16 protein-coding genes are annotated in these 20,197 nt (G+C 71.0%); 4 read left to right on the forward strand and 12 right to left on the reverse strand.

From position 1 onward, the window contains the following. Positions 1 to 154 precede the first annotated feature (154 nt). From smpB to pruA, 6 genes are all read right to left on the reverse strand, one after another. Complete coding sequence (gene smpB / locus ABGB05_RS23180) at positions 155 to 631, reverse strand: SsrA-binding protein SmpB (RefSeq protein ID WP_347655567.1); 477 nt, start codon at positions 629 to 631, stop codon at positions 155 to 157. 151 nt (positions 632 to 782) lie between these two features. Next, positions 783 to 1,658 (reverse strand): permease-like cell division protein FtsX, encoded by an 876-nt coding sequence (gene ftsX / locus ABGB05_RS23185; protein ID WP_347655568.1) that lies wholly within the window; start codon positions 1,656 to 1,658, stop codon positions 783 to 785. A gap of 79 nt (positions 1,659 to 1,737) precedes the next feature. Further along, positions 1,738 to 2,418, reverse strand: coding sequence for a cell division ATP-binding protein FtsE (gene ftsE / locus ABGB05_RS23190; protein WP_331212371.1), 681 nt, complete (start codon positions 2,416 to 2,418; stop codon positions 1,738 to 1,740). Between the two features lie 164 nt (positions 2,419 to 2,582). Next, a complete protein-coding gene (gene prfB, locus ABGB05_RS23195; RefSeq protein ID WP_347655569.1) occupies positions 2,583 to 3,704 on the reverse strand; it encodes a peptide chain release factor 2 in 1,122 nt (373 codons plus the stop codon). A gap of 90 nt (positions 3,705 to 3,794) precedes the next feature. Next, a complete protein-coding gene (locus ABGB05_RS23200) occupies positions 3,795 to 4,310 on the reverse strand; it encodes a helix-turn-helix transcriptional regulator (protein WP_347655570.1) in 516 nt (171 codons plus the stop codon). A 430-nt stretch (positions 4,311 to 4,740) separates the two neighbouring features. Continuing rightward, positions 4,741 to 6,369 (reverse strand): L-glutamate gamma-semialdehyde dehydrogenase, encoded by a 1,629-nt coding sequence (gene pruA / locus ABGB05_RS23205; protein ID WP_347655571.1) that lies wholly within the window; start codon positions 6,367 to 6,369, stop codon positions 4,741 to 4,743. Between the two features lie 413 nt (positions 6,370 to 6,782). Here pruA and ABGB05_RS23210 point away from each other — a divergent pair, with 413 nt between their 5' ends. Beyond that, complete coding sequence (locus ABGB05_RS23210) at positions 6,783 to 7,946, forward strand: hypothetical protein (protein WP_347655572.1); 1,164 nt, start codon at positions 6,783 to 6,785, stop codon at positions 7,944 to 7,946. Positions 7,947 to 8,032: 86 nt separating this feature from the next. Here the strand turns inward: ABGB05_RS23210 and ABGB05_RS23215 are convergent, their stop codons facing one another. Then, positions 8,033 to 8,545: a hypothetical protein gene (locus ABGB05_RS23215; RefSeq protein WP_347655596.1), complete on the reverse strand. Its 513-nt coding sequence runs from the start codon at positions 8,543 to 8,545 to the stop codon at positions 8,033 to 8,035. A 292-nt stretch (positions 8,546 to 8,837) separates the two neighbouring features. Between ABGB05_RS23215 and ABGB05_RS23220 the strand changes: the two genes are divergently transcribed. Together ABGB05_RS23220 and ABGB05_RS23225 are read left to right on the forward strand one after the other, a co-directional pair. Further along, the gene (locus ABGB05_RS23220; protein ID WP_347655573.1) at positions 8,838 to 9,065 is read left to right on the forward strand and encodes a helix-turn-helix domain-containing protein; all 228 of its coding nucleotides are present in this window, start codon (positions 8,838 to 8,840) and stop codon (positions 9,063 to 9,065) included. A gap of 775 nt (positions 9,066 to 9,840) precedes the next feature. Next, a complete protein-coding gene (locus ABGB05_RS23225; protein ID WP_347655574.1) occupies positions 9,841 to 10,203 on the forward strand; it encodes an Rv3235 family protein in 363 nt (120 codons plus the stop codon). A gap of 95 nt (positions 10,204 to 10,298) precedes the next feature. Here the strand turns inward: ABGB05_RS23225 and secA are convergent, their stop codons facing one another. Next, positions 10,299 to 13,172 carry a preprotein translocase subunit SecA gene (gene secA, locus ABGB05_RS23230; RefSeq protein WP_347655575.1) on the reverse strand — a complete coding sequence of 958 codons (2,874 nt, stop codon included), beginning with the start codon at positions 13,170 to 13,172 and terminating at the stop codon, positions 10,299 to 10,301. A 198-nt stretch (positions 13,173 to 13,370) separates the two neighbouring features. Between secA and ABGB05_RS23235 the strand changes: the two genes are divergently transcribed. After that, positions 13,371 to 14,681, forward strand: a complete 1,311-nt coding sequence (locus tag ABGB05_RS23235; RefSeq protein WP_347655576.1) for a GNAT family N-acetyltransferase — start codon at positions 13,371 to 13,373, stop codon at positions 14,679 to 14,681. Between the two features lie 57 nt (positions 14,682 to 14,738). On the opposite strand, the gene raiA is transcribed toward ABGB05_RS23235, so the two are convergent. From raiA to mtrB, 4 genes are all read right to left on the reverse strand, one after another. Then, positions 14,739 to 15,395: a ribosome-associated translation inhibitor RaiA gene (gene raiA, locus ABGB05_RS23240; protein ID WP_347655577.1), complete on the reverse strand. Its 657-nt coding sequence runs from the start codon at positions 15,393 to 15,395 to the stop codon at positions 14,739 to 14,741. Between the two features lie 334 nt (positions 15,396 to 15,729). Then, positions 15,730 to 16,440, reverse strand: coding sequence for a ComF family protein (locus ABGB05_RS23245; protein ID WP_347655578.1), 711 nt, complete (start codon positions 16,438 to 16,440; stop codon positions 15,730 to 15,732). A gap of 34 nt (positions 16,441 to 16,474) precedes the next feature. Beyond that, a complete protein-coding gene (locus tag ABGB05_RS23250) occupies positions 16,475 to 18,292 on the reverse strand; it encodes an LpqB family beta-propeller domain-containing protein (RefSeq protein ID WP_347655579.1) in 1,818 nt (605 codons plus the stop codon). Further along, positions 18,289 to 20,136: an MtrAB system histidine kinase MtrB gene (gene mtrB / locus ABGB05_RS23255; RefSeq protein ID WP_347655597.1), complete on the reverse strand. Its 1,848-nt coding sequence runs from the start codon at positions 20,134 to 20,136 to the stop codon at positions 18,289 to 18,291. The genes ABGB05_RS23250 and mtrB overlap by 4 nt, the downstream gene beginning before the upstream one ends. Between the last annotated feature and the right edge of the window lie 61 nt (positions 20,137 to 20,197).

Consider the following 20,197-nt stretch of genomic DNA (forward strand, 5'->3'; position numbering starts at 1 on the left):
GCCATCCGGGCGACTGCCCGACGGCCACTCCTAGCCTAACGCCTCACCCCGACGAGTTCATTCCGGATACCGGCCCGGCGTGCCCGGCCATCCGGAGGAAGTGATCAACGTCTCCGGTACGCCGCGACCGGTGTCGAACCGGACGACGGGGCGGTTACTCCATGCCCTTGCCGCGTCGGCCGCTGACCCGCTGGATCTCCCGGTCGGCGTCGCGCTTCGCCAGGTCCTGTCGCTTGTCGTACGCCTTCTTGCCCTTGGCCAGCCCGATCTCGACCTTGGCCCAGCCGTCGGAGAAGTACACCGACAGCGGCACCAGGGTGAGCCCACTCTCCCGCAGCTTGCCGATCAGCCGGATGATCTCCTGCCGGTTGAGCAGCAGCTTGCGGGTCCGGCGCGGCTCGTGGTTCGTCCAGGTGCCCTGGGCGTACTCCGGGATGTGCATGCCGTGCAGATAGATCTCGCCGTCCCGTTCCTGGGCGAAGGCGTCGACAAGTGAGGCGCGTCCGGCCCGCAACGACTTGACCTCGGTGCCGGTCAACGCCATGCCCGCCTCGTACGTGTCGAGGATGGCGTAGTCGTGCCGCGCCTTCCGGTTGGAGGCGACGACCTTGCGCCCCTTCTCCCGTGGCATGGCGCCACACCTCCTCATCCGCTGGACAACCGCGCAATGCTACCTCGCGGCACAGGGCCCCTGGCTCGCGCTTTTCGCGCCGGCCGGGGCCCTGTGCGCACCACCGATGCTCCGGGGTCCGGAAAGGGACCCGCAAGGTAGGGAGGAGAAGCTAGACCCGCAGGTAGAAGCGGAGCGTCACCCAGGCGGTGACCGCGCTGACCAGTCCGCCGACCGCCGCCATGAAGGGGAGCATCAGCAGGACGGTGCCCCACTGGATCGGGGTGAGCAGGTCGGTCAGGTCCCGCAGCGAGCCGTCGAGCAGGACGACCTTGCCGATCACGATCAGACCGAAACCGATGATCGCGCCGAGCAGACCGGCGACCACGGCCTCCAGGACGAACGGGGCCTGGATGAACCAGTTGGAGGCACCGACCAGCTTCATCACCGCGACCTCGCGGCGCTTGCTGTAGGCCGCCACCTGGATCGTGTTCGCGACCAGCAGCAGGGCCGCGATCGCCATCACCGAGGCCGCCGCCAACGCCATGTTCTGGATCGCGCCGAGGATGTTGAAGATCTGCTCGAGGAGTCGACGCTGGTCGATGATGTCGTCGATCCCCTCCTTGTCCTTGTACTGGTCGAAGATCTGCTGGTACTGCTCGGGGTTCTTCAGGTTGATCCGGAACGACTCGGGCAGCTTGTCCGCCTGCACCGCGTTGACCAGGTCGGGCGAGTCGGCGAACAGCTGCTTGAACCGCTCGTACGCCTCCTCCCTGGTCTCGTGCTTGACCTCCCGGACCAGGGGGTCGTTCTCCAGTTCCGTCTGCAGCTCGGTGCGCTGCTGCTCGGTGACCGCGGCGTCAAGGAAGATCGAGACCTCGATGTCCTTGTAGTACGCGTCTTTCATCGCGTCGACCTGGAGGTACATCAGGCCGCTCGCGCCGAGCATGGTCAGTGAGACCGCCATCGTGATGATCATCGCGATGGTCATGGTCACGTTCCGCCACAGTCCGACCATCACCTCGGACAGGACGTATTTCAAGCGCATCGGGGGTTCCTTCCGGATCTCCGCAGGGGGTCGTTCGTCGTCGAATCAGGGCCGTCGGCACGGGTCCGAGGCGACCCGGTCAGCCGTAGACACCCCGCGCCTGGTCCCGGACGATCCGACCGCTCTCGATCTCGATGACACGACGACGCATCTGGTTCACGATGTTGGAATCGTGCGTCACCATCACGACCGTGGTTCCGGTGCGGTTGATCCGGTCCAGCAGACGCATGATCTCGATCGACGTGTCCGGGTCGAGGTTTCCGGTCGGCTCGTCGGCCAGCAGGATCAGTGGTCGGTTGACAAAGGCGCGGGCAACCGCGACACGCTGCTGCTCACCACCGGAGAGTTCGTGCGGGTACCGGTGCTCCTTGCCACCGAGGCCGACCAGCTCCAACACCTCGGGCACGACCCGACGGGCGACCGCCTTGGTCTTGCCGATGACCTCGAGGGCGAAGGCGACGTTCTCGTACGCGGTGCGGTTGGGCAGCAGCCGGAAGTCCTGGAAGACGCAGCCGATCGAGCGGCGGAAGTTGGGGATCTTCCAGGACCGCATCGAGGTGACGTCCTTGTTGTTCACGACGACCCGCCCCTTGGTGGGGGTGACCTCGTGCAGCAGCAGCTTGATGATCGTCGACTTGCCGGATCCGGAGGGACCGATGAAGAAGACGAACTCACCCTTCTCAATCGAGACCGACACGCTGTCGAGCGATGGCCGGGACGCCTTCGGGTACGTCTTCGTCACTTGCTCAAGCTGAATCACGGGTGGTGAGTCTACGCGTCGTAACGAAAAGGCCAAGACCGGAGCCCGGCCTGTCCGCCCGACATTTGTGCAGAATTTGCGCTGCGTTGATCCTCGCTCACACCACGCACACGCTGGCGATCAATTCCGACCACGCCTCGCATCCATACTGACGCGAGGCGTGTTCACGCCGCGTCACCGGCGAGCTGACGCTGCTTCCGCCAACGGATTCCCGCCTCGATAAACGCGTCCAGGTCGCCGTCGAACACCGAGGCCGGGTTGCCCGTCTCCTGTTCGGTACGCAGATCCTTCACCATCTGATAAGGGTGCAGGACGTACGAGCGCATCTGGTCGCCCCACGACCCGGCGGCGTCGGCCTTGAGCCCCTCGAGCTTGGCCTGTTCCTCCTGGCGCTTGCGCTCCAGCAGCCGGGCCTGCAGCACGCGCAACGCGGACGCCTTGTTCTGCAGCTGGGACTTCTCGTTCTGACAGGTCACCACGATCCCGGTGGGCAGGTGGGTGATCCGGACCGCGGAGTCCGTGGTGTTCACGCTCTGCCCGCCGGGGCCGGAGGACCGGTAGACGTCGACCCGCAGCTCGTTCTCCGGAATGTCGATATGGTCCGTCTGTTCGGTGACCGGCAGCACCTCGACCCCGGCGAAGCTGGTCTGCCGCCGCCCCTGGTTGTCGAACGGGCTGATCCGGACCAGCCGGTGCGTACCGGCCTCGACACTGAGCGTGCCGTAGGCGTACGGGACCTTGACCGCGAACGTGGCCGACTTCAGGCCCGCCTCCTCGGCGTACGACGTCTCGTAGACCTCGGTCGGGTAGCCGTGCCGTTCGGCCCAGCGCAGGTACATCCGGAGCAGCATCTCGGCGAAGTCCGCGGCGTCCACGCCACCCGCACCGGCCCGGATCGCCACCAGCGCCTCCCGGGAGTCGTACTCGCCGGAGAGCAGGGTGCGGACCTCCAGCTCCTCGATCGACTTCCGCAGGCCGCCGATCTCCGTCTCGACCTCGCCGAGCACCCCGGCGTCCGCCTCCGCCTCGGCCAGTTCGAGCAGAACGCGGGCGTCGTCGAGCCGACCGCGCAGGCTCTCCAGCTTGGCGAGCTCGCCGTTGACGTACGAGAGCTTGGAGGTCACCTCCTGGGCCCGGGTCTGGTCGTCCCAGAGATCCGGCACGGAGGCCGCCTCCTCCAGCTCTGCCTTGCTCTGACGCAGCCGGTCGACATCGAGGACAGCCTCGATGTTGCGCAGGGTGGCGTCAAGATCCTTGAGTTGGTCGGAGTATTCGGCAGCGGTCACGACAGTCAAGAGTACTGGTCGCCCGGACGACCGGACCGTCGCGGCGACGAACCGCGCCGGGGCCGGCGCCGGGAGCCCCGTCGGTCCCGGTCAGCTGGCCGGGGCGCTCTTCAGCCAGGAGAGCGCCGCCTTGTGGTACGCCACCGCGAACTCGAGCGCGGCCGCGCCGTACGAGTCGCCGGCCTTCTTCGCGTCCCTGGCCTGCTCCCGGGCCGAGGCGAGGGCCTCGGTGTGATATTCGTTCGCGTTGCTGTAGAGGGCACGCATCTGGTTCGCCGAGTGCTGCGGGCCGAAGGCCACCCGGAGCGCCGTCGGGTTACGGATCGTGTCCTTGCCCGGCGCCTCGGTCAGCCATCGGGAGAATGTCCGTTTTCCGGCCGCGGTGATCGCGTACGGCTGACTGGACCGGGGGCCGGGCTTGCCGAGCCGGACCAGTCCCTGCTCGGCCAGGGCCGGCAACTCCCGGTAGACCTGGCTCCGGGTCATCGACCAGTACGGCGCCAGACGCCGCTCAGCGGCGGCCATCAACTGACCGCCGGTCATCGGTCCTTCGTGGAGCAGCCCGAGCAGGGCTGCCGCAGTGGGGTTGATACCAACATCCGCCATGCCCTCCACGCTGCCACTTTGCCGGCGTCCCGTCCAGGATTTGGCACTATCCGCTGGTCAAAGTCTCCATTGTGCACTGTCTGGCGGAGACTGTCGGATGAGGACGATCAATGGAAGGGCACGCGGCAGCCCGGCCGAACTGATCGACCGAGGGCGATGGCCGGGCGATATCACCCGACGACGGCACGGCCCGGCGCCCGGGCGGAACCCGGGCCTCGACGCGACCTGCGCCAATTGGGGAGGTTAGTCAACTTTCATCGTTTATGTGGCTGTTTGCCGGAACTGCCGTATCCCGACCGCGACCACGCCGATCCGGGTGGCGCGTGGCGGCGCGGACCAGGGGCACGGCCGGGGCTCCCGCTCCCTGGCACGGCCGTGGCTCCGCTCCGCCCCCTGGCGCGGACCAGGAGGCGGAGCCGGGGCGTCGTACTCAGCCCATGTGCGGGTAGCGGTGGTCGGTCGGCGGCACGAAGGTCTCCTTGACCGTGCGCGGCGACATCCACCGGATCAGGTTGTGCCAGGAACCGGCCTTGTCGTTGGTGCCGCTGGCCCGGGCGCCGCCGAACGGCTGCTGGCCCACCACCGCGCCGGTCGGCTTGTCGTTGACGTAGAAGTTGCCGGCGGCGTAGCGGAGCACCTCGCTGGTCCGGTCGATCACCCGCCGGTCGGTGGCGAAGATCGCCCCGGTGAGCGCGTACGGGGCGATCGACTCGGCCTGCCGGACCACCTCGTCGTACCGGGCGTCGTCGTAGACGTGCACGCCGAGGATCGGACCGAAGTACTCCGTGGTGAACGAGTCGTGTGCCGGGTCGTCGCACTCGAAGAGGGTGGGCCGGACGAAGTACCCGACCGAGTCGTCAGCGGTGCCTCCGGCGACGATCCGGCAGTGCGGGTCGTTCGAGATCATGTCGAGCGCGTCGGTGTGCCGGGCGAACGCCTTCGCGTCGATCACCGCGCCACCGAAGTTGGTGAAGTCGGTGACGTCGCCGTACGCCAGCCCGTCGGCGGTGGCGGCGAGCCGGTCCCGCAGCCCGCCCTCCCACAACGACCGGGGCACGTACGCCCGAGAGGCGGCCGAGCACTTCTGCCCCTGGTACTCGTACGCCCCGCGGATCAGCGCGGTGTGCAGCGCGTCGACGTCGGCGCTGGCGTGCGCGACGACAAAGTCCTTGCCGCCGGTCTCGCCGACCAGTCGCGGGTAGCCCCGGTAGTTCGCGATGTTCTCCCCGACCATCCGCCAGAGCTTCTGGAACACCTTGGTCGAGCCGGTGAAGTGGATGCCGGCCAGGTCGGGGTCGGCGAGCGCCACCTCGGAGACGGCGATGCCGTCCCCGGTGACCATGTTGATCACACCCGGCGGCAGGCCGGCCGCCTCGAAGAGCCGCATGGTGAAGTGCGCGGCGAGCTGCTGGGTCGGCGCCGGCTTCCAGACCACGGTGTTGCCGAGCAGCGCCGGCGCGGCCGGCAGGTTGCCCGCGATCGCGGTGAAGTTGAACGGGGTGATCGCGTAGACGAAGCCCTCCAGCGGCCGGTGGTCGAACCGGTTCCACACCCCGGGCGAGGAGAGCGGCTGCTCGCCGAGGAGCCGACGGGCGAAGGCGACGTTGAACCGCAGGAAGTCGATCAGCTCGCAGGCAGAGTCGATCTCGGCCTGGATGGCGGTCTTCGACTGGCCGAGCATGGTGGCCGCGTTCAGGGTGTCCCGCCAGGGACCGGAGAGCAGGTCCGCCGCACGGAGGAAGACCGCCGCCCGCTCGGCAAAGGACAAATCACGCCACATCGGGGCAGCCTGCTTCGCGGCCGTCACCGCCGCCAGCGCATCCGCGTTGGTTGCGTTGTGGGTGACCCCCAGCACATGCTGGTGCCGGTGCGGCTGTACGACGTCGATCGCGGCACCCGCCCCCATCCGTTGCACGCCGCCGATGGTCATCGGCAGGTCCCGCCGCTCGGCGGCCAACTCGCCGAGCCGGCGTTGCAGGCTGTCCCGCTCCGCGCTACCGGGCGCGTAGTCGCGGACCGGCTCGTTACGCGGCTCGGGTACGGAGAGAACGGCGTCCATGGTTTACTCCCGGGCGATCTCGGCTGCGGTGACGGGATCGGTCCCGCCGGGGCCGGCTGGTCGGCCGGTCACCCTGCCCCGACACCCCGGGGATTCCAGGGAGTACGAGGGCGGGACCTGCGCCAATCCTCCCATGTGCGGATCTCCGGGCCGGCCCGGCAGGACATTGTCCCGACCCCGTCGCAGCCCAACCAGGTACCCGGTGGCGGGCGTCACACCGACGGCCGGCCGGGCCACGCCGTCGTACCGCCGCCGTGGGCAGCGTCGCCCGGGGCCAGGCGGGACCCGGCCGGACCGTACCGGCGGCGATCCGCCGCCCCGGCCGGCCCGCGTACGCTGAGGGACCGGCGGCCGCCTGGCGGCCCCGTCGTTGCCGGGGTCGACACGGCCGGTCAGCTTGTGAAGGGGAGATGATGACAGAAGAGTCCGGCACCACCGCGACCTCCGCTCCCGACCGACCGGTCGAAACGGGGTCGGCGACGACCGCCACCCAGCCCGGCGTACCCGTGCCGGCTCCCGGCGCCCCGGTGCTCGCTCTGCTGGCCATCGGCTGGCTCGCCGCGATGCTCTGGTCCGCCAAGTGGGCGATCACCTCCGCCGGCTTCACCTCGATCGCGATCACCTCCGCCGCGTACGCCCTGCCGGGGATCATCTCGGCCAGCCTGGTCAGCGGAGCGGCGGTCAGCCTCACCCTGGCGGCCGTACTCAGCCGCTTCGGCGTGCGACGGGCCACCCCGCGCTTCGCGGCGGCGCTCGCCGCCGGCCTGGCGGCCGGTCTGCTCGCCGCGCTCGCGGTGAACCTCAGCTACGGCGACGGCTCGGCGATCATGGTCCTCGCCGGCACCACCGCCGCCGCGGCCACCGTCGGTGGCATCGCCGGCGGACTGCGCAACACTCTCGTGGTGGCCGCGGTCGTCACCGCCGGGCTGGCCGTCTTCGCGGTCGGCTTCGCGCTGAGCTACTTCCAGGAGCCGCTGCTTTCCCTCTACGGCGCCGGCGACACCTACACCTCCCAGTACACCGCCCTCCAGTGGTTCTCCTGGACGTCCTCACTGGCCAGCGGGTTGGCCGCCGGCCTGCTGGCGTTCGGCTACCTGCGGATCGCCGGTCGCCGGGCCGCCGCTCGGGGGGCCGGCGGCGCGGCACTGCGCTGGCCGGCGTACCTGATCGCCGGCGGCGGACCGGGTGTGCTGCTGCTCATCGCCGAGGTGCTCACCCGGACCGCCGGTGCCGAGGTGCTCCGGATGGCCGGTGCGGTCAGCGAGGCCGACCACGTCGGGCAGAGCTGGCTCGACGGGCAGCGGTTCGAGCACGTGATGGTGGTGTTCTTCGTCGGGGCGCTCACCACGGTCATCGCCTTCGGCCGGACCCTCCGTCCGGCCGACGGGTCGGCGGTCGAGACACCGCCCCGGCCCACCGACCCGGACGGTCCCGGCACGAGCGGTCGGGCCCCGACCGAACTGACCCGGTCGTCCGCGGACCGGACCGACGGGACTCCGGTCGACGAGGACCCGGCCGACGGCGAGCCGACGACCACTCCGGCGACGGACTCGCCGGAGCCGGTCGCCGGTCGCTGAGTCCGCCGACCGGCCCAGGTCGGCCCAGGTCGGCTCAGTCGGCACCGCCGACCAGCCCAGGTCGGCTCAGTCGGCACCGCCGCGCGTCAGGGGGTCGGGTCGCAGAGGGTGTCCAGCTCCGACACGTCGTACCACTCCAGTTCGTGGTCCTCGACGCCGTCGACGGTGAACTGCGCGTCCGCGTCACCGGCCAGGGCCTGCTCGACCACGTCGACCGCCGCCGCGACGTCGTCCAGCGCGTCGACCCCGTCGAGGTGGATCGCCGCGACAGCGCCGACGGCGATCCGCCCGTCCAGCCGTACGGTGCTGGAACCGAGCTCCGGGTCGTGCCGGCGCAGGGCCGGGGCGGGCAGGTCGGCGGAGACCACGACCCGGCGTCGGGGAGCGTCCGGATCGGCGTGCAGCAGGCGCAGCGCCTCCTGGGCGGCCCGGGTGAACGCCACGTACTCGAGTTCCTCGTCGTCGCCCTCGGCGTACCACTCCCGCAGTTCCGGAGTCACCGCGTGGGCGTGCGGGGCGAGGATCCAGCCCTCCTGCCGCAACTCGGCGAGCATCGGCACGGTGGCCGGGACGTACACCCGGACGAGCTGTTCTGCCACGATCGTCTCTCCCGCTCGACGGCTGCCCGCGACGGCGGCCGTCGCGTCCACGCCGAGCACGGCCGGCGCCGGTTCCTCTGTCACCCGCGACGGTAATACACCAGGCGCACGCCAGGTGGCAGCGGATCCCGTGCCGGGCCGTGGCCGACCGCCGGGTACGACGACCGCGTCGGTCGGTCGGTGCCCCGCCGTCGCCGGGGCGGACCGGTGAAGCGGAGAGCCTGACGGCCGAGGCGAGCGCGACGCGGTCGATGGCAAACTAAGGCAACCACCGACCTGCGGGAGTTCTTACGTGACGCCGAGATTCCTGCTGCTGTCCGACGTCGCCGCCGAGCTGAACGTCTCGGATTCGCAGGTCTACCACATGGTCCGCAGCGGTGAACTGCCGGCGATCAAGATCGGCGGCCGGGGGCAGTGGCGGGTCGAACGCGCCCGCCTCGAGGAGTACATCCAGCGCAAGTACGCCGAGACGGCCGAGTGGGTGGCCGGCAACCCGCTGGTGGAGCGGGACGCCGAGTAGTTCCCCCGGCCCTCGGCCCTCACCTCCCCCACCACGCCCGCCCGGTCCTGTCGGTCCTGCCGGCTACCGTCCGGGTCAACCACCGTCGGTGCCGGTCCGGCCGGTCCGTGGCGTCCGGCCGCGCCCCGATCGTCGGTTGCCGAACCGCTCCGGTTGATAACAAGCCGGCGAACGTGGGTCCCATGCCCGCCGCACGCATTGACGACGAGCACTGAATCAGCTACAAATTGGCGCTGTCGGAGGCAAACGAAGGCAAACGCAAGATCATGGAGGATCTCGGATGCATTCCACCCGCAGCCGGCCCCCGGTCCGTCCCGCCGTACGACTGCGCCCCGTACCGCCTCTCGACCCGCCGTTCGACGACGAGCGCACGCCCGGAGTCTGGTTCGGGCGACCCGGTGACCCGGTGTCGGCCGAACCAGCCGAGTCAGCCGCCCGGGTTGACGGCGCGCACTCTGGTCCGGGACACCGACGGGCCACACCGGGCAGCCGGCACAGTCCGCAGACCGGGCCACCGGTCGCCCGGCCGGGGACGCCCGCCGCCCCCGGGTACGCCGCCCGTTCCGCCCCGCACAGCCGGCGCCGCCGGGCTCCGGACGCGGTCCCGCTGCCCCGCCCGCCAGCCGGTGATCCCGGCGCCGGCACCGGGCCGGGGCCGACCACGCCGGGAGCGCCGGGAACGCCGGAAGCGCCGGGAGCGCCGGGAGCGCCGGGAGCGCCGGGAACGCCGGGAACGCCGGGAGCGCCGGGAGCGCCGGGAGCGCCGGGAGCGCCGGTGGAGAGCCTCGCCGGTGCCAGCCCCGAGGCCAGGCGGGCGGCGAGGTCGTTCCTCCACCCGTGCCTGGAGATCGTCAACGGCTTCCGTCCGGCCGGGCACATCCGGCCCCGGTGCCACCCCGGCGACGCCGGTCAGGTGGTGGAGAAGCTCGCCTCGGCGGCCGCCCGGATCCTGAGTCCTCGCCGCCCCGGCCAGCCGCCGCGCACCCTGCAGCTACGCCGACTGCGGGTCTGCGAGCCGCGACCCGGGGTCGTCGAGGCCGCCGCCGCGGTCGGGGTGACCGGGCGCACCTGGGCCCTGGCGTTCCGGATGGAGCGACGCCAGGGCCGATGGCTCGGTGTCTCGGCCGAACTGCTCTGAACCGCCCGGCGCCTGCCGGCGGAACCGGGGCGAAACACCGCGCGACCCGGCCGTCACGGGGCGGCCGGGTCGCGCGGGTACGTACGGGTCAGCGGTCAGGCGCCGCCGGGCGCTCCGTGACAGCGCTTGTACTTCCGGCCCGACCCACACGGACACGGCGCGTTCCGGGACGGGGCGTTCGCCGCACCGCTGGCCTGCCCCTGGGCGGGACGCCGAGACATCGCCGCCGGGGCGGGCGGGCCACCGACCCCGAGCGCCGGCGCCTGTGGCTGGGGCTGCGGCCGTTCGACCGCCACACCACCGGTGGCCGGAGCCTCACCGTCGATGGTCGGGGCCGAGTACTGCAGCCCCTGGGTGCGGGGAGCCCGACCGAGGCCCTTGGCCCGGATCTCCACCGGCGGCTCCGCCGGCCCGGCCTCGGCGTCCACCTCGGCCTGGTCGGACGCGGCCGGCCTGGCCTCCTCGACCTGGACCTCCACGTTGTAGAGGAAACCGACCGTCTCCTCCTTGATCCCGTCCATCATGGTGGCGAACATGTCGAAGCCCTCGCGCTGGTACTCCACCACCGGGTCGCGCTGGGCGTACGCCCGCAGGGAGATGCCCTCCTGCAGGTAGTCCATCTCGTACAGGTGTTCACGCCACTTCCGGTCGATCACCTGGAGCAGCACCATCCGCTCCAACTGGCGCATCGCCTCGCTGCCGAGCTGCTCCTCGCGTCGCCCGTACGCCGCGAACGCGTCCTGCTTGACCTGCTCGAGCAGGAAGTCGGCGTCCAGGGTGTTGCGCTCCCCGCCGGACTCCTCGACCACGTCCTCGACGGTGATCCCGATCGGGTAGAGCTGCTTGAGGCTCGACCAGAGCTGGTCGAGGTCCCAGTCCTCGGCGTAGCCGTCCGCGGTCGCCCCGGTGACGTACGCGGTGATGGTGTCCTCGATCATGTGCTGGATCTGGTCGTTCAGATCCTCGCCGTCGAGCACCCGCTTGCGCTCGGCGTAGACCACCTGGCGCTGCTTGTTCATCACCTCGTCGTACTTGAGGACGTTCTTACGGATCTCGGCGTTCTGGCCCTCGATCTGGGCCTGGGCGCTCTTGATCTGGCGGGTGACCATCTTCGACTCGATGGGCACGTCCTCCGGGATGTTGAAGCGCTCCATCACGGCCTCGACCGCGCCGGCCCGGAACCGCTTCATCAGCTCGTCCTGCAGCGACAGGTAGAAGCGGGACTCGCCCGGGTCACCCTGTCGGCCGGACCGACCGCGCAGCTGGTTGTCGATGCGCCGCGACTCGTGCCGCTCGGTGCCCAGCACGTAGAGGCCGCCGGCGGCGGAAACCTCCTCGGCCTCGGCGTCACACGCCTGCTTCCACTTGGGGAGGATCTCCTCCAGCGCCTTGGCGTAGTCGTCGGCGTGCTCGACCGGGTCCAGGCCACGCTGGCGCAGCTCGGTGGCGGCCAGGTACTCCGGGTTGCCGCCGAGCAGGATGTCCGTACCACGGCCCGCCATGTTGGTGGCCACCGTGACCGCACCCTTACGCCCGGCCTGGGCGACGATCTCCGCCTCCCGCGCGTGGAACTTGGCGTTGAGGACGGCGTGCGGGATGCCCCGGCGACGCAGCAGCTGGGAAAGGATCTCCGAGTTCTCCACCGAGACCGTGCCGACCAGGACCGGCTGCCCGATGGCGTGCCGCTCGGCGATGTCCTCGACCACCGCGTTGAACTTGGCCTTCTCGGTCTTGTAGATCACGTCCGGCCGGTCCACCCGGACCATCGGACGGTGGGTCGGGATGGTGACGACCCCGACCTTGTAGACCTTGTTGAACTCGCCGGCCTCGGTCTGGGCCGTACCGGTCATCCCGGAGAGCTTGCTGTAGAGCCGGAAGTAGTTCTGCAGGGTGATCGTGGCAAGAGTCTGGTTCTCCTGCTTGATCTCCACGCCTTCCTTGGCCTCGATGGCCTGGTGCATGCCCTCGTTGTAGCGGCGGCCGTGCAGGATCCGGCCGGTGAACTCGTCGACGATCAGGACCTCGCCCTCGTTGACGATGTAGTCCTTGTCGCGCTTGTAGAGCTCCTTGGCCTTGATCGCGTTGTTCAGGTAGCCGACCAGCGGGGTGTTGACCGACTCGTAGAGGTTGTCGATGCCGAGCCGGTCCTCGACCTTGGCCACGCCCCGCTCGGTCACCGCGATGGTCCGCTTGGCGTAGTCGACCTCGTAGTCACCCTCGCCGTCCTTGCCGGCCTGCAGCCGGTCCACCACCCGGGCGAACTCGCCGTACCAGCGGGCGGAGTGCTCGGCCGGACCAGAGATGATCAACGGCGTACGGGCCTCGTCGATCAGGATCGAGTCGACCTCGTCGACGATCGCGAAGTTGTGCCCCCGCTGGACGAGATCGTCCCTGCTCCAGGCCATGTTGTCCCGGAGGTAGTCGAAGCCGAACTCGTTGTTGGTGCCGTACGTGATGTCGGCCTCGTACGCGGCCCGGTGCTCGGCGGCCGGACGGTTCGGCAGGACCACCCCGACGGTCAGGCCCAGGAACTCGTGCACCCGCCCCATCCAGGCGGCGTCCCGCTCGGCGAGGTAGTCGTTCACGGTGACGACGTGCACACCCTTGCCGGAGAGCGCGTTCAGGTACGCCGGGAGCGCCGAGGTCAGGGTCTTGCCCTCACCGGTCTTCATCTCGGCGATGTTGCCGAAGTGCAGCGCGGCGCCGCCCATGATCTGTACGTCGTAGTGACGCTGGCCGAGCACCCGGGAGGCCGCCTCGCGTACCGTGGCGAACGCCTCGGGCAGCAGGTCGTCGAGGGTCTCGCCGTCCGCCAGCCGCTCCCGGAACTGGTCGGTCATGCCGCGCAGCTCCGCGTCGGTGAGGTTGACGAAGTCGTCCTCGATCGAGTTGACGGCAGCCGCGATCGCCTTGAGCCGGCGCAGCATGCGCCCTTCGCCCGCGCGAAGGACCTTTTCAAGAATCGACACGGATCAACGCTCCCCTAGACAGTCTGCCGAACCATCGTAGGCGCATCACCGGCCCCGCCGTCAGTCGCGCCGCCCTCCAGCTTGACTGAGCCAGACATTTCGCCCGACCAGCGGGCCGGCGCGCAGCAAATCCGATTACGCCGAGCGCGAACCCGCTGCGATCATGCGTGGGTGCAGCTACAGGAGCAAGATGACCGAATGACCCGGAACGCCCCGACAGGGTCCGTGACCATCACCGAGGACGGACTGGTGCTGCGGCCGTGGCGGCCCGAGGACGCCGAGGCCGTGTACCGGGCCTGCCAGGATCCGGACATCCAGCGCTGGACCACCATCCCGGCGCCGTACCGGATGGAACACGCCGAGGGTTTCGTCGGCACCATCGCCCCGCAGGCCTGGGCGACCGGAAGCGGCGCTCCGTTCGCGGTCTGCGACGCGGCCACCGGCGAGTTGCTCGGCTCCTGCGGACTGGTCGCGATCACCCCGAGCCTGGACACGGCGGAGGTCGGCTACTGGACGGCCCCCTGGGCCCGGGGGCGCGGCGTGGCCGTCCGGGCCACCCGGGCGCTGTGCCGGTGGGCGTTCCGGGAGTTGGGGCTGCGCCGGATCATCTGGCAGGCCGAGGTCGGCAACCACGGCTCCCGGCTGGTCGCGCTCCGCGCCGGCTTCCGGATCGAGGGACGGCTCCGGCTCGCCCACCCGGGTCGGACCGGCTGCGACGACGGCTGGATCGGCTCGCTGCTCGCCGAGGACCTGGCCGGAGCGCACCCCGGGGGGCCGGCCGCACCGCAGCCCGCCGGCACCGGCCCACGGGCCGGGGATCCCTCCGCACCGCCGCCCGCGGACAGCGGCGCACCGGCCGGGGATCCCGGCCGACCGCTGCCCGGGGGTCCCGGCTCGCTGGAGGCCCGCCGGGCGGCCGTCTTCGGCACCGCCCAGCCGGTGCTGTTCGCCCGCACGCCGGCCGGTACGGAACTGCGCCTGCGTCCGCTCGACGAACGCGACCTGGCCGACCTCGTGACCACCTGCCAGGACCCGGAGACGGTCCGCTGGACCACGGTGCCGGACCCGTACCAGCCGTCGGACGCGGAGTTCTTCGTCCACGAGCACGGCCCGACGGTGTGGCGTCGGGCGACCGGCGCCGCGTTCGCGATCGCCGACGACAACGACCGGTTCGCCGGGGTCATGGAACTCCGGGTGTCGCCGGCCGACCCGCTGGTGGGCGACCTGGGATTCCTGGTGCCGCCGTACGCGCGCGGTCGTGGCTACTGTCCGGCCGCGGTGACGGCGATCTGCACCTGGGGCTTCACCACCCTCGGGCTGGCCCGGATCGAGTGGCGGGCCAACGTCGGCAACACCGCCTCGAGGCGGGCGGTGGAGAAGGTCGGCTTCGTCTTCGAGGGCACCGCCCGGCACGCGTTGAACCACCGTGGCACCCGGACCGACGCCTGGGTCGGATCACTGCTCCCCGGTGACCTCGGGCTGGTCACGCCCGCCAGGACCGGCGCCTGAACCCCACCGCACCGGGTCCGGGGGTGGCCCCCGGACCCGACGGGGTGGTACCGACGGTCAGTTCGTCAGCGCGATGATGCCGTAGTCGTAGCCCCTGCGTCGGTAGACCACGCTCGGCCGGCCGGACTCCTTGTCCAGGAACAGATAGAAGTCGTGCCCGACGAGTTCCATCTGGAACAGGGCGTCGTCGACCGTCATCGGCTCGGCGGGGTGGACCTTCTCCCGGGCGATGTGCCAGGGCTGCGCGTCGTCGTACTCCTCGTAGCCGTCGTACTCGGGCTCGGCCTCCCGTCCGTTCCGGGTCTGCTCCGGCGCCGGCCGGGTCAGGGTGGCCACGGCGGCGTCGCCGAAGTCGGCCACCGGGAGGTTCGCGGTCGCCTCGGCGACGGAGAGTGGCGCATGCCGCCCCCGGTGTACGCGGCGCCGGTCGGCGGCCCGGCGGAGCCGGGTGTCGAGCTTCGCGATCGCGGCGTCGAGTGCGCAGTAGAAGTCCTTCGCACACGCCTCGGCGCGCACCACCGGACCTCGGGAGATGCAGGTAATCTCTATTCGCTGGCAGTGATCGGACTGTCGCGGATTGCGTTCGTGAAAGAGTTCCACGTCGACCCGAATAAGCTTGTGATCATAGCGCTCGATCTTCGCGAGCTTGTCGGCTACGTGTTGCCGGTAATGATCCGGCACCTCGACGTTTCGGCCCTTTACCACGAGATCCATGCGTGACCTCCCTGCGCCGTCGGAGAGTCGTGCAGAAACAAAAATCCCGGTCAGCCCGCCCCCTGGGAAGTCCATTCGGCTCGACCGGATCGCTGCGGCTGCGCCTCCTTCCAGGTGCTCCCGGAGGGCTGGAACACCCCTCATACCCCCGGTAAACAAAACGCTAACGCCTGTCGGGCCGGTCGTCACCCCACTCACCAAGACCAATTCCGAAAGATTCCACAGCGGACGCGATAGGGTGAAAACACTGGCACGCAGAGTCAGCACGGGCCGTGCGGTTCACCCCCGCCGGGCACGGCGCCAGCCGCGCGGGTCGGCGCCGACGGGGTACGGGTCAGCCGCGACCACGGCGCACGGTGGCGGCGAGCACCGCTGCGGCGTACACCGGAATGCCGGCGCCGCGCAGCGACCGGGTCACGGCGGCGAGGGTCACGCCGGTGGTCACGATGTCGTCCAGCACCACGACGGCCCGACCGGTGGCGGCCCGCCGGGCCGCCGGCACCCGCCCGACCCGGGCCGGGAACGCGGCCTCCGCCGCGGCGGCCCGGCCGGCGCTGTCCAGCGTGGCCGAGTCGGGTCGGGGCAGGGCCCGGAGCGGATACGCGACCGCCACCGACCAGCCGGCCGCCCGCAACCGGAGAGCCGTCTGCCGGGCCAGCCGCCGCAGGTGGTCGCCGTGCCGGGCCCGGACGGCCCGGGCGGTCGCCGGTACCGGCACCAGCAGTACCGGCCGCGGTTCACCGACCGCCTCCGCCACCACCTCGGCCAGCAGCCGGCCCAACGGCCGGGCCAACCCGTGCCGGCCCCGCTCCTTGTACGACAGCAGCGCCTCCCGCAACACCTCCTGGTACGGGCCGAGGGCCACCAGATCCGGCAGTCCCACCGGCGCCGGTGTCGGGCGAGTCGGCGCCGGACGCAGGGCCGCGAGCCTGTCGACGCAGGCGGCGCAGGCGCCCTGCCGCAGCGGCAGCCGGAGCCCTCGGCAGCCGGCACACTCGGCGGGCAGCACCAGATCGGCCAGGTCGGACCAGATCCCCGCCAGCACCACTGCCCCCGTCCGCCGTTCGAAGAGCCGGTCGTCAGTAGAGGTAGAACGGCGCGGTCGGGGTGGCCGAGCCGGGTGGCAGTCCGGAGGCACCGGCGACCACCTGGTCCCGGCCGATCGGGCTGCCGCCGGTGCCGTACGCGACCTGGTTGGCCTCGTACAGCGGAGGGCGGGACAGCACCGGGGCATCCGGGTTCTCCGGGTACGTCGCCAACTGGGTGACCGCCGCACCGACGTCCGTGATCAGTGCCGTCTCCTGCGCCCCGTGCACGTTCAGTTTGTAGACCGCGGCCCGACCGTTCCGCTCCACACCGGCCACCGCCAGGGAGTTCTCCCCGTACCAGTCGACCGCGGTCAGGTCACGCAACGAGGTGACGACCTGACGGGACGGCCCGACGCTCAACGTGCCGTCGACGGTCCGGACCCCCGCGACGTAGAGCCGGCCGCTGACGACGAAGGCGATCCGGTTGCCGTCCAGGGCCGCTCCCACCGCGGTCACCCGACCGGACGCGCCGGTGAGCGGCACCGGGGTCAGCGTGGGGTTGTCCGTACGGAACTCGTAGAGTCCGCCGTCCGCGACGACCAGCCCGGTCGGGCCGACGTTGCCGGCCCGCTTCAACCACACCGGTCGGCCCATCGTGCCGAAGGACTTCCGCCCGGTACGGAACTCGCGGACCGTACCGATTCCCGCGCCGGTACGGAGCCGGAACCGGGTCTGCTCGCTGGTCACCAGTGCCGCCGAGATCGTCGCGCCGGCCCGGTTCAGGCTCGCCGCGACGATGTCCCGGTTGGCCTCCGGCGCGATCGGCACGATCGGCTCCTCGCCCGGCTCGGACAACGGGTAGACGGTGCCGGCCAGCACGCCGTACCGGACCGGGGGTGCACCGAGCTGGTAGAGGGGGTGGTTCCGCCGCCAGTCCTCGGCGACCGCGACCTTCCGACTCTGGTTCTGGATCTTCAACTCGAGTTCGCTGTACAGCGTCGGGCTCAGTTTGAGCGACCAGACGATCTGGTTGAAGAGCTTGTCCAGTTCGACGTCCGTGTCGAGTACTCCCGCCTTCACCGAGAGGTTGACCTCCAGCCGGCCGCCCTCCTTCGGCGCCGGAACGTTGCCCAGCGGACCGGTACCGTCCGGCAGCCGTACGACGGCCGTGCCGAGCCAGTCCGTCGGGCCGCCGATCAACCAGTCGAGCACCTCGGTGGCCTGCCGTTGCACCGGCACCGTGACCGGGAGGTAGCGCAGGTCCGGCACCAGGGCGTCCCGGTTGACGTTCCAGAAGTAGATGGTGTGCTCCCGGTAGTACTGCTGCAGCGCCTCGTCCGTCATCAGCACGACCGGCGGCGGGTCCAGCACCCAGAGCCCGCCGACCTCACCCGGTTCGGTCGGCGCCTGCCCGACCGTGAACGTGTACGAACTCTCGGTGGCGATCGGCTCGCCGATCGATCCGTTGGCCCGCAGCACGCCCACCTGCTGCACCCGCTCGATGGTGATCGACGTGGTGCCGTCGTTGTTGAAGGTGACAAGCGGCGGCGCGTCCAGTCGGATGACGTTGATCTCGTTGCCCGGCTGGGGGGCCAGCCGCTTCTCCGGCACGATGAAGTCGTTGAACCGCTGGTAGGCCTCGTCCGCCTCACCGGCGGCGGCGGTCAGGAAATCCTGGGCGAACCGGAACTCGTCGCTGCTGCTCTCGGCGCGGCTGCGCGGCGGATCGCCGGGCCGGCCCGCCGGGCCGGTCTCCGCCTGCGGCCCCGAGCCGTTGACCCGGACCTCGGTCTCGTCCGGGATGCCGCAGGCCGTCGCCGCCGGCAGCAGCAGCACGGCGAGCAGTACGACGGGAAGCCGCCACCTCATCGGGTCACCTCGCGGTGTCCGGTCTCGACCGCAGCTCTCGGGCCGACCCGTCGGGACGGCGGTGCCGCCGGGTCGGCCGGTTGGGCGGGCGGTGCCGGGTCGGGCAGCTCGTCCGGTCCGTCGCCGCGCGGTTCCGTGCCGGACGACGGGACCGGGGCCGGACCGGACCGCTCGTCGACGCCGCGCGGCTCCGTACCGGCCGACCGGCGGGGAGCCGACTCCGGACCGGCGGGCAGCGGTTCGGCGGGCCAGCGGAGGGTGACCGCGTCCGGGGCGTCGGCCGGCACCAGCCGCAGCGGCGACGAGGTCAACCGGTCACCGGCCCGGGTGGGCAGGGTGAGCCGGAACTGCGCCCCCTCGCCCGGGGCACCCCACGCCTCCAGCCAACCGCCGTGCAGCCGGGCGTCCTCCAGACTGATCGACAGGCCGAGCCCGGTGCCGCCGGTCTGCCGGGCCCGCGACGGGTCGGCCCGCCAGAACCGGTTGAAGACCAGCTTCTCCTCGCCGGGCTTCAACCCGACTCCATGATCACGGACGGTGACCGCGACTGCGGTCTCGTCCACCCCGAGGACCACCTCGACCGGTTTGCCGACCCCGTGTTCGACGGCGTTGCCGACCAGGTTGCGCAGGATCCGCTCCACCCGGCGTGGATCGACCTCGGCGATCACCGGGGCGTCCGGCACCACCAGCCGCAGCGGCGCCCCGCACCGGCGGGCGAGCGACTCCAACCGGTCGGCGACCCGACGCACCACCGGCACCAGGTCGGTGGGCTCGGCGTCCAGCATGGCGAAGCCGGCGTCGAACCGGCTGATCTCCAACAGGTCGGTGAGCAGGTCCTCGAACCGGTCGAGTTCGGCGTGCAACAGCTCGGCGGTACGGGTGACCGCCGGGTCGAACCCGTCCCGCTCGGCGTAGATCAGGTCCGCGGCCATCCGTACGGTGGTCAGCGGGGTACGCAGCTCGTGCGAGACGTCCGAGGTGAAGCGGCGCTGCAGCCGGGACATCTCCTCCAACCGGACGATCTGCCGTTGCAGGTTCGTCGCCATCTGGTTGAACGAGGCGGCGAGCATCGCCAGGTCGTCCTCGCCGTTGACCACCATCCGCTGGTCGAGCAGCCCGGCGGAGAGCCGCTGGGCGGTCCGGGCGGCCACCCGTACCGGATTGACCACCAGCCGGGTGACCAGGCCGGCGAGCAGGCCGAGCAGGACGACCAGCGCGAACCCGGTGGCCAGTACGGTGGACCGAGCCCCGGTGGCGATCTGGTCCCACCGGGTCAACGGGACAAAATAGTAGAGTTCGACCTGGCCGAACCGGGTCGGCACCGGCGACCCGTAGATCAGGTACTTGGTGGTGTGCCCGGTGCTGAACAGGTCACCGGTGCGGATCTGGTCGGCGACCTTGCCGTCCTCGACCATCTCGCGCAGCTCGGGACTGAGGATCCCGTCCACGTCCACCTGCGGCGAGGTCGCGGGCGGGACGTCCGGGGATCCGCCGGCCTCCAGGGCCACCACGACCCCGCCGAGCTGTGCCGGATCACCGCCGGCCAGATAGTTGACCGTGCTCTCGAAGGTGGCCCGCAGCCCCTGTTCGGACGGGGCGGTGTGGTTGCTGAGCTGCTTGGCCGCGTACTCCTGACCATCGGAGAGCCGACTCTTGACGTCCCGTCGGGCGTTCTCCAGCACAATGTCGGTGATGTTGTGCACCACCAGGTAGGCGAAACCGCCCACCAGCAGGCTCGACGCGACCAGGGTGATGGTCACGACCCGGACCTGGAGTGAGCGCCGCCAGGTGCGGTGCAACCCGGCCGCGGTCGCCGTCGTCCGGGCCGAACCGACGCGCCACAGCCGCCGCCCGGCCGGGGCGACGTGGGCGAGCAGGGCGGAGACCGAGGTCAGGGTGCGGGCC

This window comes from Plantactinospora sp. B5E13 (assembly GCF_039871775.1).
In the GTDB taxonomy this organism is placed as follows: domain Bacteria; phylum Actinomycetota; class Actinomycetes; order Mycobacteriales; family Micromonosporaceae; genus Plantactinospora.

Excerpts from the sequence above, each read along its gene's own strand:
- smpB (WP_347655567.1), bottom strand. The coding sequence starts at position 631 with ATGCCACGGGAGAAGGGGCGCAAGGTCGTCGCCTCCAACCGGAAGGCG.
- ftsX (WP_347655568.1), bottom strand. The coding sequence starts at position 1,658 with ATGCGCTTGAAATACGTCCTGTCCGAGGTGATGGTCGGACTGTGGCGG.
- ABGB05_RS23200 (WP_347655570.1), bottom strand. The coding sequence starts at position 4,310 with ATGGCGGATGTTGGTATCAACCCCACTGCGGCAGCCCTGCTCGGGCTG.
- pruA (WP_347655571.1), bottom strand. The coding sequence starts at position 6,369 with ATGGACGCCGTTCTCTCCGTACCCGAGCCGCGTAACGAGCCGGTCCGC.
- ABGB05_RS23210 (WP_347655572.1), top strand. The coding sequence starts at position 6,783 with ATGACAGAAGAGTCCGGCACCACCGCGACCTCCGCTCCCGACCGACCG.
- ABGB05_RS23235 (WP_347655576.1), top strand. The coding sequence starts at position 13,371 with ATGACCCGGAACGCCCCGACAGGGTCCGTGACCATCACCGAGGACGGA.
- raiA (WP_347655577.1), bottom strand. The coding sequence starts at position 15,395 with ATGGATCTCGTGGTAAAGGGCCGAAACGTCGAGGTGCCGGATCATTAC.
- ABGB05_RS23250 (WP_347655579.1), bottom strand. The coding sequence starts at position 18,292 with ATGAGGTGGCGGCTTCCCGTCGTACTGCTCGCCGTGCTGCTGCTGCCG.